This window comes from Mixta intestinalis (genome assembly GCF_009914055.1).
In the GTDB taxonomy this organism is placed as follows: domain Bacteria; phylum Pseudomonadota; class Gammaproteobacteria; order Enterobacterales; family Enterobacteriaceae; genus Mixta; species Mixta intestinalis.
Window position 1 is genome coordinate 4,115,356 of sequence record NZ_CP028271.1, and the last position, 15,836, is coordinate 4,131,191.

15 protein-coding genes are annotated in these 15,836 nt (G+C 45.9%); all 15 read left to right on the forward strand.

Features of this window, described 5'->3' with window-relative positions; all coding sequences use genetic code 11:
- Position 1: 1 nt before the first annotated feature.
- The 15 genes from glgC to C7M51_RS19090 all read left to right on the forward strand — a co-directional run bounded on the left by glgC (position 2) and on the right by C7M51_RS19090 (position 15,825).
- Positions 2–1,294 carry a glucose-1-phosphate adenylyltransferase gene (glgC, locus tag C7M51_RS19020; RefSeq protein WP_160623101.1) on the forward strand — a complete coding sequence of 431 codons (1,293 nt, stop codon included), beginning with the start codon at positions 2–4 and terminating at the stop codon, positions 1,292–1,294.
- Positions 1,295–1,361: 67 nt separating this feature from the next.
- Positions 1,362–2,795, forward strand: coding sequence for a glycogen synthase GlgA (glgA, locus tag C7M51_RS19025; protein WP_160623102.1), 1,434 nt, complete (start codon positions 1,362–1,364; stop codon positions 2,793–2,795).
- A gap of 20 nt (positions 2,796–2,815) precedes the next feature.
- Positions 2,816–5,263 carry a glycogen phosphorylase gene (glgP, locus tag C7M51_RS19030; protein ID WP_160623103.1) on the forward strand — a complete coding sequence of 816 codons (2,448 nt, stop codon included), beginning with the start codon at positions 2,816–2,818 and terminating at the stop codon, positions 5,261–5,263.
- 951 nt (positions 5,264–6,214) lie between these two features.
- Positions 6,215–6,832, forward strand: a complete 618-nt coding sequence (locus C7M51_RS19035; protein ID WP_160623104.1) for a winged helix-turn-helix domain-containing protein — start codon at positions 6,215–6,217, stop codon at positions 6,830–6,832.
- Between the two features lie 139 nt (positions 6,833–6,971).
- Entirely contained in the window at positions 6,972–7,196 is a 225-nt protein-coding gene (locus C7M51_RS19040) for a Flp family type IVb pilin (protein WP_160623105.1), read from the forward strand.
- 98 nt (positions 7,197–7,294) lie between these two features.
- Complete coding sequence (locus tag C7M51_RS19045) at positions 7,295–7,759, forward strand: A24 family peptidase (RefSeq protein ID WP_244323768.1); 465 nt, start codon at positions 7,295–7,297, stop codon at positions 7,757–7,759.
- Positions 7,756–8,589: an RcpC/CpaB family pilus assembly protein gene (locus tag C7M51_RS19050; RefSeq protein ID WP_244323769.1), complete on the forward strand. Its 834-nt coding sequence runs from the start codon at positions 7,756–7,758 to the stop codon at positions 8,587–8,589. The genes C7M51_RS19045 and C7M51_RS19050 overlap by 4 nt, the downstream gene beginning before the upstream one ends.
- Positions 8,590–8,705: 116 nt before the next feature.
- Positions 8,706–9,989, forward strand: a complete 1,284-nt coding sequence (locus C7M51_RS19055; RefSeq protein ID WP_160623711.1) for a type II and III secretion system protein family protein — start codon at positions 8,706–8,708, stop codon at positions 9,987–9,989.
- Entirely contained in the window at positions 9,986–10,474 is a 489-nt protein-coding gene (locus C7M51_RS19060; protein ID WP_160623107.1) for a hypothetical protein, read from the forward strand. The genes C7M51_RS19055 and C7M51_RS19060 overlap by 4 nt, the downstream gene beginning before the upstream one ends.
- Before the next feature lie 12 nt (positions 10,475–10,486).
- Positions 10,487–11,593: a CpaE/TadZ family protein gene (locus C7M51_RS19065; RefSeq protein ID WP_160623108.1), complete on the forward strand. Its 1,107-nt coding sequence runs from the start codon at positions 10,487–10,489 to the stop codon at positions 11,591–11,593.
- Complete coding sequence (locus C7M51_RS19070; RefSeq protein WP_160623109.1) at positions 11,594–12,874, forward strand: TadA family conjugal transfer-associated ATPase; 1,281 nt, start codon at positions 11,594–11,596, stop codon at positions 12,872–12,874. It begins immediately after the preceding gene.
- Positions 12,875–12,877: 3 nt separating this feature from the next.
- Complete coding sequence (locus C7M51_RS19075; protein WP_160623110.1) at positions 12,878–13,750, forward strand: type II secretion system F family protein; 873 nt, start codon at positions 12,878–12,880, stop codon at positions 13,748–13,750.
- Complete coding sequence (locus C7M51_RS19080; RefSeq protein ID WP_160623111.1) at positions 13,750–14,589, forward strand: type II secretion system F family protein; 840 nt, start codon at positions 13,750–13,752, stop codon at positions 14,587–14,589. The genes C7M51_RS19075 and C7M51_RS19080 overlap by 1 nt, the downstream gene beginning before the upstream one ends.
- A complete protein-coding gene (locus C7M51_RS19085; RefSeq protein WP_160623112.1) occupies positions 14,576–15,313 on the forward strand; it encodes a tetratricopeptide repeat protein in 738 nt (245 codons plus the stop codon). The genes C7M51_RS19080 and C7M51_RS19085 overlap by 14 nt, the downstream gene beginning before the upstream one ends.
- Complete coding sequence (locus tag C7M51_RS19090) at positions 15,313–15,825, forward strand: TadE/TadG family type IV pilus assembly protein (RefSeq protein ID WP_160623113.1); 513 nt, start codon at positions 15,313–15,315, stop codon at positions 15,823–15,825. The genes C7M51_RS19085 and C7M51_RS19090 overlap by 1 nt, the downstream gene beginning before the upstream one ends.
- The last annotated feature ends 11 nt before the right edge of the window (positions 15,826–15,836 follow it).

Here is a 15,836-nt window from a genome sequence, read left to right on the forward strand (position 1 = left end):
CATGGTCAAGTTAGAACGTACCGAACATCTGATGCTGGCAAGACAGCTCCCTGGGCAAACGGTCGCCTTGATTCTTGCAGGTGGACGCGGCACGCGCCTGAAAGATCTGACCGCCACGCGCGCCAAGCCTGCCGTTCACTTTGGCGGCAAGTTCCGCATCATCGATTTTGCACTGTCGAACTGCCTTAATTCCGGCATTCGCCGCATTGGGGTAATTACCCAGTATCAGTCGCATTCGCTGGTGCAGCACATTCAGCGCGGCTGGTCGTTTCTTAATGAAGAGATGAATGAGTTTGTCGATCTGCTACCAGCCCAGCAGCGTTTTACCACCGAGCACTGGTATCGCGGCACTGCCGATGCGGTAACCCAGAACCTGGATATTATTCGCCGCTACGACGCGCAATATATCGTAATTCTCGCGGGGGACCACATCTATAAGATGGACTACTCGCGCATGCTGTTGGACCACGTTGATAACGATGCGCGCTGTACTATCGCCTGCCTGCCGGTGCCGATTCAGGAGGCGACGGCGTTCGGCGTGATGGCGGTTAATGAACATAATCGGGTTATTGATTTCGTTGAAAAACCGGCCCAGCCGCCCGCTATGCCGGGCGATGAGAGCAAGGCGTTGGCCAGCATGGGCGTCTACGTATTTAACGCCGATTATCTCTATCAGCTGCTGGAAGAAGATTTAGATATCTCCGGCTCCAGCCACGATTTTGGCAAGGATCTGCTGCCGAAAATTGTGGCCAGCGGCGAAGCGCTGGCGCACTCCTTTACGCTTTCCTGTGTACAGAGCGATGACAGCATGCCTCCCTATTGGCGTGATGTCGGCACGCTGGAAGCTTACTGGCGCGCTAATCTTGATCTCGCTTCGGTGATGCCGGAGCTGGATATGTATGACCATGAATGGCCTATCCATACCCATATGGAGCCGCTGCCGCCTGCGAAATTTGTGCAGGATCGTTCCGGCAGCCACGGGATGACAATGAATTCGCTGGTTTCCGGCGGCTGCATTATCTCCGGCTCGGTTGTGGCGCACTCCGTTCTGTTTTCACGCGTCCGCGTGAATTCGTTTTGCAATATAGATTCTGCCGTGCTGCTGCCTGATGTGGTCGTTGGACGATCCTGTCGTCTGCGCCGCTGCGTTATCGATCGCGCCTGCGTTATTCCGGAAGGAATGGTGATCGGCGAGAACCCTGACGAAGACAGTCGCCGTTTTTACCGTTCAGAAGAGGGCATCGTGCTGGTGACGCGCGACATGTTGGCCAAACTGGCCGATGCCGCCGTGTGACCGACGAAACAGTAATACACGCAATCTGCGCGAGGATCGCGCCAGATTTCCGTTAAAGGAGCCGAGAATGCAGGTTTTACATGTCTGTTCAGAACTTTTCCCGCTGCTGAAAACCGGCGGGCTAGCTGATGTGGTGGGGGCATTACCGGCAGCACAGATTGCAGATGGAGTGGATACGCGCGTTTTGATCCCTGCGTTTCCGGATCTGCGCAAGGGCATTACCGACACGGAAGTCGTTGCTGAGCTGCAAACTTTCGCAGGCCCCGTGAGGCTACATTTTGGACATTTTAATGGGGTTGGTATTTATCTGATTGAAGCTGAAGATCTGTACGATCGGCCCGGCAGCCCCTATCACGATGAAAACCAGTTCGCTTATCCAGACAACTATCTGCGCTTCGCGCTGCTCGGTTGGATAGGGTGTGAAATGGCCTGTGGGCTGGATACCGCCTGGCGTCCGGATATCGTACACGCCCATGACTGGCATGCCGGTCTGACGTGCGCCTATCTGGCGGCACGCGGGCGTCCGGCGAAATCAGTGTTTACTGTACATAACCTGGCCTACCAGGGGCTGTTCTACGCGCACCATATGGAAGAGATCCAGCTGCCGCCGTCTTTCTTTGATATGCACGGGCTGGAGTTTTACGGCCAGATCTCTTACCTCAAGGCGGGGCTATTCTATGCCGATCATATTACGGCGGTTAGCCCGACCTATGCGCGGGAAATTACGCAGCCGGAATATGGCTACGGCATGGAATCTCTGCTGGCAGAGCGGATGCGCGAAGGAAGACTGAGCGGCATTCTCAACGGTGTCGATCCCTTAATCTGGGACCCGGCACATGACCTGCTGCTCAATGCCCGCTATAACCGCGACACGCTTGATGCCAAGGCGGAGAACAAGCGCCAGTTGCAGATTGCGATGGGACTGAAAGTGGATGACAGCGTGCCGGTATTTGCTGTGGTCAGTCGTCTGACGAAGCAGAAGGGGCTCGATCTGGTACTGGAGGCGTTGCCCAGCCTGCTGGAACAGGGCGGACAGCTGGTGTTATTGGGCGCTGGCGATGCGGTGCTACAGCAGGGTTTCCTTGCGGCAGCGGCGGAAAATCCCGGCAGCGTGGGCGTTCAGATCGGTTATCACGAAGCCTTCTCCCACCGCATTATGGGGGGGGCGGATGTCATTATGGTGCCGAGTCGCTTTGAACCTTGTGGCCTGACGCAGCTGTATGGCCTGAAATATGGCACGCTGCCGTTGGTACGACGCACCGGTGGCCTGGCGGATACGGTAAACGACAGCTCGCTGGAAAACCTGGCGGACGGCATCGCCAGCGGTTTCAGCTTTGAAGACAGTAACGCCTGGTCGCTGCTGCGTGCAATTCGGCGTTCATTTGTTCTGTGGTCTCGTCCTTCACTATGGCGTTACGTACAGCGTCAGGCGATGGCGATGGATTTTAGCTGGCAGGTGGCTGCACAGGCCTACCGGGACCTTTATCAACGGTTGTTGTAACCTGATTCGGGATACTTGCTATGAACGCACCTTTTATCTATGCCTCACCTACGCTGACGGTTGAAGCGTTAAAGCACTCTATTGCCTATAAGCTGATGTTTACGCTGGGTAAAGATCCTGCTGGCGCTAACAAGCATGAGTGGCTGAACGCTTCGCTACTGGCGGTGCGCGATCGTATGGTAGAGCGCTGGCTGCGCTCCAGCCGTGCTCAGCTTTCGCAGGATGTGCGTCAGGTTTACTACCTGTCGATGGAGTTTCTGATGGGGCGCACCCTCTCTAATGCGCTATTGGCAATGGGGATCTATGAAGATCTGCATACTGCGCTGGAGGAAATGGGGCTGGATCTGGGTGAGCTGATCGAGGAAGAGAACGATCCCGGTTTAGGTAACGGCGGGCTGGGACGACTGGCCGCCTGCTTCCTGGACTCGCTGGCGACGTTGGGCTTGCCGGGCCATGGTTACGGCATCCGCTACGATTACGGCATGTTCAAGCAGAATATTGTTGACGGTCGTCAGGCCGAATCGCCTGATTACTGGCTGGAATATGGTAATCCCTGGGAGTTCCAACGCTTTAATACCCGCTACAAGGTGCGCTTTGGTGGACGGTTACAGCATGAAGGCGCGAAGGTGCGCTGGCTGGAAACCGAAGAGGTACTGGCGATGGCTTACGACCAGATCGTGCCCGGCTATGATACCGATGCTACTAACACGCTACGGCTGTGGAGCGCCCAGGCCAGTAATGAAATCAACCTGGGCAAATTTAATCAGGGCGATTACTTTGCGGCAGTAGAGGATAAAAACCACTCTGAAAACGTATCGCGTGTGCTTTATCCCGATGACTCGACCTACTCAGGGCGTGAGTTACGGCTGCGGCAGGAATATTTCCTGGTATCCGCGACGGTGCAGGATATTCTTAACCGCCATTGGGAAATGCACAAAACCTTTGACAACCTCGCCGATAAAATCGCAATCCATTTGAATGATACACATCCGGTGCTGGCGATCCCGGAACTGATGCGTTTGTTGATCGATGAACATAAATTTAGCTGGGATGATGCTTTTGAGATCGTCTGTCAGGTTTTCTCTTATACCAACCATACGCTGATGAGCGAGGCGCTGGAAACCTGGCCAGTGGGTATGATCGGAAAGATACTGCCACGTCATCTACAAATCATTTTTGAGATTAATGACTATTTTCTGAAAACGATTCAGGATCACTACCCCAATGACTGGGAGTTACTGTCTCGTATATCCATTATTGATGAAAATAATGGGCGTCAGGTGCGAATGGCCTGGCTGGCAGTTGTCGTCAGCCATAAGGTAAACGGTGTTTCTGAACTGCACTCCAATCTGATGGTGCAGTCGCTGTTCGCTGATTTTGCCCGCCTGTTTCCTGGACGCTTCTGTAATAAAACCAACGGTATTACGCCGCGCCGCTGGCTGGCACTGGCGAATCCGCCGTTATCGGCGGTACTGGATGAGGTTATCGGACGCAACTGGCGTACCGATCTTAGTCAGCTGGAAGATATCAAGCCGCAGATTGATTATCCTGCTTTTATCGAAAAGATCGCCGATGCCAAACTGGCAAACAAGCAGCGCCTGGCGAGCTGGGTGGCGAAGAACATGGATATAGTGCTCGATCCAAACGCGCTGTTTGATGTACAGATCAAGCGTATCCACGAATACAAACGCCAGCTGATGAATGTGCTGCATGTCATTACGCGTTATAACCGCATTAAAGCCGAGCCTGATGCGGATTGGGTACCTCGGGTTAATATTTTTGCCGGTAAGGCTGCCTCTGCTTACTACATGGCAAAACATATTATCCATCTGATTAATGATGTCGCAGACGTCATTAACCGCGATCCGCAGGTGAAAAATCGCCTGAAGGTTGTGTTCATCCCTAACTATAGCGTGAGCCTGGCGCAGATTATCATTCCGGCAGCCGATCTCTCTGAGCAAATTTCGCTGGCGGGTACTGAGGCATCGGGTACCAGCAATATGAAATTTGCCGTTAACGGCGCGCTTACTATCGGTACGCTGGATGGCGCTAATGTAGAAATGCGTGAACATGTTGGCAAAGAGAATATCTTTATCTTTGGCAACACTGCGCCCCAGGTAGAAGCGCTACGCCGTAACGGTTACAACTCGCGTGATTACTATGAAAGTGACGCGGAGCTACAGCTGGCGCTGACGCAGATTGCTACCGGTGTGTTTAGCCCACAGGAACCGGGCCGCTACCGCAATATCTACGATTCGCTGGTAGGGCTGGGCGATCACTATCAGCTACTGGCCGACTACCGTAGCTATGTTGATATGCAGGATAAAGTGGATGAACTCTATCGTCAGCCGGAGGAATGGCAGCGACGTGCAGCGTTAAACATCGCTAACATGGGCTATTTCTCTTCGGATCGAACGATTCAGGAGTACGCTGACGAAATCTGGAACATCTCTCCTATTCGCCTGTAGCTGGCAGGGCTGTTAACGGTATAAACCGCTGGCAGCCTTGTTCACCTTTCCTGTCCGCAAATTGAAAGCGGAAAAGCTAATTCAGAGGGTTAATCTTATTTCCGTTTATTTATTATATTTTTTCGTTAGATTTATCTTACTCAACAGATAAGATTTTCACTCCTGGAACATATCAAAACTACCTGGTGAGATAAGCAAAAGAACTTTTAAAAACATCTCGTAATGTTAAGAGTAATTGTTGGCTCTTATAGCATGAATAATTATTAATTTATTAGTAGGCAATTAAATGTTTGCTTTTGGATAAAATGTAAATGGTATCGTTTTAGCCGTTGATGCGATATAGATTCGTCCTGGCTGGAGTGGATGAACAATACCGGACGAGTCTGTTGTAACTTACCCTGCCTTCACGATATATTGACGGCCTGTGCATTATCTCATTTTAACGCTCCCTTGAGTTGCCAGATATTGCGTAAACAGCCTACTCCTGCCGCTAGCTAACAGAGAGCTGTTCTGGTTTTCAGGGCTATGGGTGTTAATAGAAAGATCCGGATAGCGGTGTTAAATCCACCAAATACGGAAAAAAGTGTGCTGTAAAAATAAGCAATTAACTTTTCGTAAATAAAGTGTCCTGGTACGTTAATGGATTAGCTAAACCAGTAAATATGATGTTCTAAAGTTATCTGTGAGACTTTTGAAGCTTTGCTAAGCGTAGTTGCAAGTTATTATGTATTCGACTAAAGAAAAAATGAGAACTTTTGTTAAAAGAAAATAGTTCAATTTTCTGTAAGCTTCTCTGAAGCATTTTCAGCAGGCGATGTTGCAAGGCGACAGGGTTGTACTGGGTAGAAAAATGTATAACCATAACATATGTAAAATGGTCTCAATGGAAGCTGAACAAATAAAGATAGAAAGATTTCTATTGAAATAAAAAATAGATGGAGCTTGCAGCAAATGAATGAGGCTTGTAATGATGAGATGGTCTTTAACCTGGGGGAGGGCGTTAAATTTCTGCCGGGAGAGAGATGCATCGTCAATGAATCAGGCACAGTTATTGGCTTATCGGAAAATAGTTATCGCTTTTTATTGCTGATACTAAATGGCGAAACGGATAAGCAGGCAATAATTAAACAGGTCTGGCATGAACAAAGAGGCTCGGTTAGCGACAGTAGCTATTATGGTCAAATTTACATGCTCAGAAAGGCGTTCAGCTTAGTCGGTTTACCTAACTCCTTAATAAAAACCATTCCCCGTAAAGGCGTAAAGTATATGGGGAAGGTAGAAAAGAAGGCAGCGGATACGGGAGCGGGATCAAATACCGTAGCCGGAGAAACTATCCTCCTTGATAAAGCCTGTATGTTGGAGGAAAGTCAGGAAGCCAATGCCATACGGTTAGAAGAGGAAGAAAGCTTGCCGGTATCGCCAGCAGAGGAAAACGTGCAGGCAAAAGAAAGTAAAGATGTTCCATGGTATAACTCTAAACGTTGGAATTTCTTCATTACTATCCTGGCCGTTATCGCCGTATGTTGGTTGTCTACTCTGTTAATGGCATTTTTCTATTTCTTTAGATAATCAACGGTTTTTGATAGTAATTGATAATTACAAATGGTTTCAGTAAGGACAATTAAGGGCAACGCTGCTTAAATATGCCCAGTCTAAAGCCGGAGTGCTTTTAGACAGAATTTACTCTCTTATTTTAAGGAAAAAATGGATGAATAGCTTAACCAAATTATATGTAGCAGCTCAGGTTCGTTTAGCGCAGTTTGGCAAAAATGAGAAGGGTGTTACTGCTATTGAATACGCACTGATTGGTGTAGCTATGGCTACTCTGCTGGCCTTCGTACTGGGCGATCAGGACAGCGGATATCTTGGCGCGTTGAAAGACACCTTCACTAAAATCACCGATGCCATCACTAGCGTGACTATCGATAAGTAATTTATTAAAGTATTTAATACAGAGTGAAATAAATTTGTATTGCTGCAGGAATAGTTTATTCCTGCAGCCTTTCTGTTATATTAACCATGGTTCAGGACGTGAACATTATAGTCTGGCTGATAAACATAAATTTCATTGCTATTTCTTTGTTGTTAATAGTTATTGCCTGGCAAGACATTATTCGCCGGACTATTACCCATCGTAATCTCCTTTTCCTTCTGGTTTTATTAATCCCTCTTTTACTCTTAAGACATCAGACACCTAATATTTCCGCAGCCCTCTTGATCCTTTTGGTAGGATTTGTATTATTTATGGTCAACGTGATTGGCGGTGGTGATGTTAAATTTGTTTCGCTGCTCTCTCTCTCTCTTCCTCACCGCGAAGTAATAATATTTCTATATACGATCGCTTTTCTTGGAGGGATAGTAACGTTAACTGGTTTGGTCTTTTTCCGCCGTCAAATTCGTGAGCAGGGAGTGCCTTATGGTGTAGCCATATCGCTGGCTTATATATTAGTCTATCCTCTCCCTCCATTTTTTTCTCTTTATCAGGACTACCCATGAATCACAGGATGATTTTTTTTCTATCAATAATTGTTATTGGCGTTGGCATCGCTGGTATCGTATTGCAAAAGAATCAAACACCGACAAAACAATCGGTGGCTTCGGAACAGAAAGTTAATAAAAGTAAAGTTATCATTGTGGCCGAGGCAAAAAGAGATCTTAAAGCCCATGATATTTTAAGACCTGAAGACTATCAGCTAAAGTCTGTTGAAATAAACAGCACCGGTCACGATATTCGGGACATTTCTTCTGTAAGCACAAATGGTCTTGATGGTTTCCTGTTGCTCAATAATCTGTCAAAAGATAGTGCCATTTTGCCTGAGATGGTGGAGTCGCCAAACAGTAAAGATTTTATTTACCGTAGCCTCAGGAGTGATGAACTGACCTACGCTTATACTGTTTTGCCACAGGAAGATTATCTTTTGTCCTCTTTGTCAAGAGGTCAGCAAGTTTCAATTTATATTCGTCTGACCGAAGTGGAGAGAGATAAGAAAAATGCTGTAGGGTTGGTTTCAGAGGGAAATTCGGCTTCATCGAAACAGTTGAAAAAATTTGCTATCAGCAAGGTAACCGAGCCGTTAACTATCCTTGATATCAGAAAAGAGGAAAAGAAAGACGACCAACGGAAAAGCTATAATCGTGATGAGCCGGTAGGAAGCATTATTTTACGCATGAACCAAAAACAGCTTGCCAGATTAAGAGTGGTTGAAAAGGCAGGCGATATTCTATTGTTTCCAGCAGACAAAAGCATAGCAAACTATGAAAAATTTAGAATGGATGAGGTTCTACCTCAATTTGGCTCAATCAGGGAATTAAGGGGCGGAAAGTGACTTATCGTGAAAATCTAGCAATATCTTCGATGTGCCAGAAGATTAACGCTTTAAGGGTCTTAATATTTATTACCGCTGTCTTAATTTGTTTTAGCTCACTGGCACGTGAAGTCTATATGGAACCTGGCGACTCGCAATCTGTGCAGGTCCAGGGGAACATCGACACCGTTTTTATTTCCTCATCTGAAGTTGCAGATTATGAAATTATCGGCGATCGCAGCATCATGGTGTATGCCAAAAAACCTGGGCACACTGATTTGTTAGTTTTTGATAAAAGCGGTGAACAAATAATGAAAAGTTCACTAATTGTCGACCCAATTTTAGGTGCGGTGCAGAAAAAAATATCACGCGTAGCGCCTGATAGCGTTGTTTCAATACAAAAAATGGGTAAGAGCTATATCATTAGCGGAACGGCTGCCACTGAAGAACAACGTGACATGATCTATCAGATCGTAGGTGAAGGCGTAGGCGCCAAGCGGACCGTGTATAAAAAAGAAGTTGCCGAGCTTGATAGCACTTCAGGCAGCAGCAGTAGTGATAGTAATGATACCAGCTGGTTAGAAGAAAATGTTTACGAAGGCGTGCTCAACAAGCTGCAGTTACCGATAACCAATCAGGTTAACGTTAAACTGTCTATTGCTGAAGTATCAAAATCCTTTACTGACAATGTTGGTCTTGACTGGGGGACGACAACTGGCTCAGGCGGGGCGGCGACGACGCCAGGTACTTTCCGTTTTATTAAGTTTGATGCAAATACGCTGACCAGTCTGGTGCACGCTATTAGCAATGATTCCGTTGCGCGTGTATTGGCAGAGCCTAACCTGTCTGTGCTTTCTGGCGAAACGGCTGAATTCCTGGTGGGTGGGGAAGTACCTGTTGTGACCAGTTCTAATAACGGCGTAAGCGTACAATATAAAGAATTTGGTATAAAACTGAATATCGGCGCTAAGGTAAATAGCAGTAAACGTATTCGTATTATGCTGGGTGAAGAGGTCAGTAACGTTGATAGCTCGTTTAATACGAGCGGCGGGGATAGTTTTCCTACCTTTCAGACACGACGTGCACGCACCACAGTTGAGCTGGCCGATGGCGAAAGTTTTCTGTTGGGTGGGCTGATCAGTAATAATGAACGTGAAGAATTAGCCCGTCTCCCCTTTATCGGTGATGTCCCGATTTTAGGAGCATTGTTTCGTAATGCAAAAACGGAGCGTACTCGTGGCGAACTGGTTGTTGTAGCAACAGTTAATTTAGTGAAACCGATAGGTATGCGTGATGTGGTATTGCCTGATTTTCAGCGCACTTCCACCTGGGCTCGCTTCCTGAACTTTGACGGCATTAATAACCGTCGCGATCGCAAATTAGCTCAGGATTTTGTTGAACAGGGAGGATTTATCAAATGACGCTACCGAAATATTTATTATCCAGCCTGTTTTGTCTTTTCCTGGGATTTCATGGAAGCAGCCAGGCAGAAACATATGGTCTGCCGAAAATAAATGAGCAGCAGCTTGTTTTAAACGATCAGGGACAAATAGCGTTAGAAATTATGGCTGGGAAAATTATTAGTCAAACTCGGCCTGATTTTTCTGGCTATGTTCGCCTGATATGGACCGGTGATAACTGGTCTTCCACCGCTAAGCAATTAAGGAATATGCTCATTAGCAAAGGATTGTCACCCGAGCGCGTTATGTTATCGCAGGAAAGCGGCGGTTACCGGAGTCAGAATGTTATGGGTGTCCAGGTATTAATTCAGCGTTTTACTTTACGTTTACCTGAATGTACCTATGCTATGCAGAATTATCGCTTTCGTCTACGCGATGAGCAGGGATGCGCGCTGAATAATACGCTGAATTCTTCCATTATCAGTTCTTATCCCTATAATTTTTAAGGAACGGTGCAGATGTTGTTATTTCCGCAGAAAGAAGAGAAAGCTGCTTTTACAGAGAAGACCTTCTATGTACTCTCTGCCCGTGCCGATGTGAATGAACGTCTCTGCCAGATGCTGCATCTGGCTGGTTTCAATCAGGTTGAATCACGTCATCAACGAATCGGGCAAATCAGTAATCTTGAGCTTTCACCACATGCTTATGGTGTCATTATTGATATTGAGAATCTGGAGCAAACGGATGACATTATCACTGCGGTACAGGCAATTGTACCGCGTAATGTCTGGTGTTGCCTGGTAGGTGATAGTGATTCTATTGTTCTTGCGCAAACTTTTTCCCGTCATGGCCTTTTTTATTTCTACCTGAGCGCACAAAGCGAAGATTTGATTCAGGCAGCGATGAATGGCGTAGTAAAAAAAACACAGCGTAAAGCGATCGCTATCAGCGTGCTGGGATGTAAAGGCGGGAATGGCAATACCGCTATCTCCTGGGATCTGGCAAACCGAATCTCTCAGTTACGTAAAATGCCAACGCTTTTTATTCAGGGTGGTAGAGGATCGCAGGATCTCGATCTGATAATTGGTTGTAAGTTGGTTCAGGAAATTAATCCGGTTAATAAACATCTGGATGCAATGAGCTGGAGAGAGGAAAGTTTTCCTGAAGTAGAAAGAGAGCTTTTCGATAAATATAACTTCCTGATTATGGAAGAGTCTATTGTTTCAGCTGATAAAGAAGTATTGCGTCAAATTGCTGAAAAGTCTTCTTGTCTCATTGCATTAATAGATCGTTCTATGGCATCTATCCGAATCGTAAGGCACGTCATGGAAATTATTGATGCTATTAAACGATCCCAGCGAGTTCCCAAGCGTTTGATCTTGTGTCTCAATGACAGTCGTCCCGTCACTATGGACATGCTTAGTCTGGAAGATATCCAGTCATTACTGGGGCGCCCGATTGATATCTTTTTCCCGTATCGTAAGAAAGGTTTATTATCATCATTACCTTTTCTACGGCGTGAAAAATCACCTATTGAAAGTTTAACATTGAAGGTGTTAGGTGAGTCTGAGCCGGTAAAAAATCCTCTGTTGCGCCAGTTAGGGAGCAGGAAAGGGAAGCGCTAAATGGATATTAGTATTGAAATTCAGGAGACGCTGCGCGACGGCGTCCTAAAAAATATAGAAATTAATAAGATTGAGCATCTTTTAAACGATCGCACCTTATTATTAGTCGAGATGAATCGGCTACTTGAACGAGTTATTGAACAGCAAAACATTTATCTTAATAGTCAGGCGCAGCAGCGTATGGCTGAAATGATGGCCGATGAGATCATTGGTTTTGGTCCACTGCGCCCACTACTGGAAGATGATACGGTCAGTGATATTTTGGTAAACGGACCCAGCCAGATTTATGTTGAACGTTTTGGTAAATTAGAATTAACAGATTGCCGCTTTATTAATAATGCTCAGCTAACAGATATTGCCAAGCGTCTGGTACAGCGCGTAGGGCGTCGTTTAGATGAAGGGAGGCCTTTAGTTGATGCGCGTTTACCCGACGGGAGCCGTCTGAACGTTGCTATCCCACCAATCGCGTTAGATGGGACTTCAATCTCTATCCGTAAATTTGGGAAAAGCAATATTGAGCTATCGGACCTTATTCGTCTGGGAGCAATGAGCGGGCAAATGGCTAATTTTCTGATCATTGCTGCCCGCTGCCGTCTGAATATCATCATTTCTGGTGGTACCGGTTCGGGAAAAACAACGCTATTGAATGCGTTGTCAAAATATATCGATCCCAGTGAACGTATTATCACTATGGAAGATGCTGCCGAACTCAGACTGATGCAGCCGCATGTTCTGCGTATGGAAACCCGTCTGGCCGGGGTAGAAAATACCGGACAAATTACGATGCGCGCTTTGCTGATAAACTCCCTCAGGATGAGGCCAGACAGAATCATCGTCGGCGAGTGTCGTGGCGAAGAATCTTTTGAAATGCTTCAGGCGATGAACACTGGTCATGATGGCTCAATGTCAACGCTCCATGCTAATAACCCACGTGATGCCGTTTCGCGTTTGGAGAACATGGTAATGATGGCGGGGATGCATATTCCTATTGAATCTATCAGAAGGAATATTGCCTCCGCGATAAACATCGTTATCCAGGTATCAAGATTAAATGATGGTTCTCGAAAAATAATGAACATTAGTGAGGTTATGGGTATTGAAGGCGACCGCGTTGTTCTCCAGGATATTTTTACTTTTCAGTCTCATTCTGAAAGGGATGAAAATGGGAAAATAGTGGGTGAATTTGTCAACCATGGTCTGCTGGTGCGTTCTGCTGTTATGCAAAATGCCATCATGTTTAACCTGAGTGACGAGCTAAAACAGATATTTAGCATGGAGTAAGCGATGCCCTATTTTATCCTGCTTTTTGGGGTTGCTGTATTGATTGTTAACGCTTTTCGCTGGAGAAAGTTGATGCGGGCGGTGGAGCATAGTGCACTGCCACGTCAACGATCTTCCCGGTTGTCCGGTCTGTTTTCCTTATGGCAGGAATGGAAACGTTATGCTCTTGGTGATGGTTCATGGAAAGCCATGAAAGGTTTACTGATAGCGTTAGTTGCGATCGTATTGCTTCTCTTATTGAATGCTAACTGGCTCAACTTTGATAACTTAGTTTTCATCCCGGTAGTACTGATCTCCGCAGCAATTATACAAATCCGAATTGGAAGAACGTTGCGTCGGCGTGAATTTGAAAACCGTTTTCCTGAAGTTTTATCAGTAGTTAACGCGGCTGTCTCTGCTGGTAACGGCATACAGCAGGCATTGCACCGTTGCGGTGAAGGGATTGATGGCGAGCTGGGCTTACTTTTTCACCGTGTCGATCGTCGTCTTACGCTGGGTGAAGAACCGGAACGTGTTTTTAATGATGCGTGGCAGGAATATCGCTATCGTGAATTTTATTTCTTTGTAATGGTTATGTTAGTGAGCTTACAACGTGGTGGACAATTACGCGCGTTGATAAGTCGTTTGTCGAGAGTTATCACCAATAGTAAGAACATGGCGCGTCGAAAGGCTGCAATGACGTCTGAGGCCCGTATGTCGGCCAAGATTGTTGCTGCTATCCCGTTGCTTTTCTTTTGTGGAATGAAATATTTTAGCCCAGAGAATTTTGATTTCATTATTGAAGACCCGATGGGGCGAATAATTTTATACTATGTTATTGCCAGTGAAGCCTTGGGCATAGGTATTATCTGGCTGCTTATGCGGAAGGCAACATAATGACATCATTTTTCATAATTTTATTATTTACAGGCGTGATTTTGGCCTATTTGGCTGTACGTCAGCAGCAGCAATGGGCACAGAAACGTAAAATTATCGATCCTGAGAATGAAGAGCGCAAGCTTCTCTCTAAAGCGCTACTGGATTATGAGGCATTGATCATTGCAAACAGTAGTTGGCTAAGCTTTTTGAAACGCATGGATGAGAGCCTGTCGTTAAAATTTCGAATTTGCGGCAGTATAGGTTTGCTATTATTACTCGGGAAATGGTTAGGGTTTATCGAAATGGAGATGAAAGGGCTGGCGATGTGTATATTGCTGGCTCTGGTTGTTGTTATCGTTTTACCGGGATTGTTGATCCGTCCGGGCATAACAAACTGTATCAAAAAAATGATGGATGCTTTGCCTTACTTTGTTGATTTGACAGCGGTATGCATCCAGGCAGGGATGACGGTTGAAAGTGCTGTGAAATTCGTCGCTGAACGTTCTGATGACCTTGATAAAAATCTGGCCACTTTGATGCGTTATCTTATCAAACGTGCTGAGGTTAGTGGTCTGGAAGATGCGTTGACGGAAATATACCATTCAATGAATATTACTGAAATGCGTATGTTTTGCGGTACTTTACAACAGAGTGTGCATTACGGTACTTCGCTTTATGACAATTTGATGGAGTTGTCTAAAGATATCAGAGAGCTTCAACTACTTGATTCTGAAGAAAAAATAGGGAAACTGTCTGCTAAGATGAGTGTCCCTTTGATTCTGTTTATTATGTTTCCCATTACGGTACTGATTGCCGCGCCAGGTATTTTAAGGATTATTAAAAATGGACTTTTCTAAAAAAATCACGATTTTGGCAATTTGCGCTGCCTTATTAACGGGGTGTGTTGCGCATGCACCTAAAGATGCTACAGAAGTTAATTATCAGGAAGATATTTTACTTAAAGCAAAAAACTATAATGGACTTATTACGCTTTACCGTAGCTGGCTTAAAAAGAAAGAAGATCCAAAGGTAAGAATGAAATTGGCTGGTTATTATTATCAGGCGGGAGATTATAAAAACTCTCTTTATATTTTACAACCGCTTTACAGTAAGCCAGACATTAGCATTTATACTTTGCAGGCAAAAAATATGATAGCGCTTGGTGATTATAAACAGGCTATCCGGGTGACAGATAAAATGATTCAAAACGAGGCTCAGAGCGCAGAAGCCTATAACTTACGTGGTATCGCTCTGGCGTTGTCCGGTAAGTTGGATGAAGGACAGCAGGCGATAGAAAAATCTCGTGCTTTATTTATCGCAGATGATGTTGCACTAAATAACCTGGCTATGGTGGCAATGTTAGATCGCCGTTATCAGGAAGCGGTTGGCTTATTGCTGCCACAATATCTGCGCGGCAGGAAGCAAGAACGTCTGCTTCATAATTTAGTATTGTCATTAGTTAAAGTTGGCGACCGGCGTTATGCCCGTACCATTATTGAAACGGAAAATCTTTCGGACAGACCGGATGAGTTAATTGACGCTTTAGCAAAAATCACACCCGGCGGTAAGGAGATAGGCTGATGGGACGGCGATGGAAAGCAGCTCGTCAAACCAGATTTTTACGTAATCAGCAGGGTATTGCGACTATTGAATTTGCTTTAACGGTAGTCATTTTTATCTGCATGGTCCTTTTTGTAGTAGAAATTGCCCGGCTTGCTTATGTTTCATCCGTTATTGATTTGGCGGTGTCTGAAGCGGCAAAAGAAGCGAAGAATGCGCCTGCAGGCACAAATGGCGGCTATCGTGGACGTTTTGAAACCCGGCTGTTAACACAGAAGGGAGGCACATTTTGGAGCTTTTTGACGCGTGAGGATGCTGTCTCCATCAATATTGCCTTTGCTGCCTCAATAAGGGACATGATTGATAATGGTGGTGATGCAACAGACTATGCTATGCGTCCCATCGCTCGTTACCAGGTGGTATATCACTATCACCCAATGTTTTTCCCTTTCCCCGGTGCATGGGCGAATCAATTATTGAATCGTGAGGTAATCTTTGTCCAGGAATATGAACGTTCGAAATTTATGGACTGATCGACGTGGGG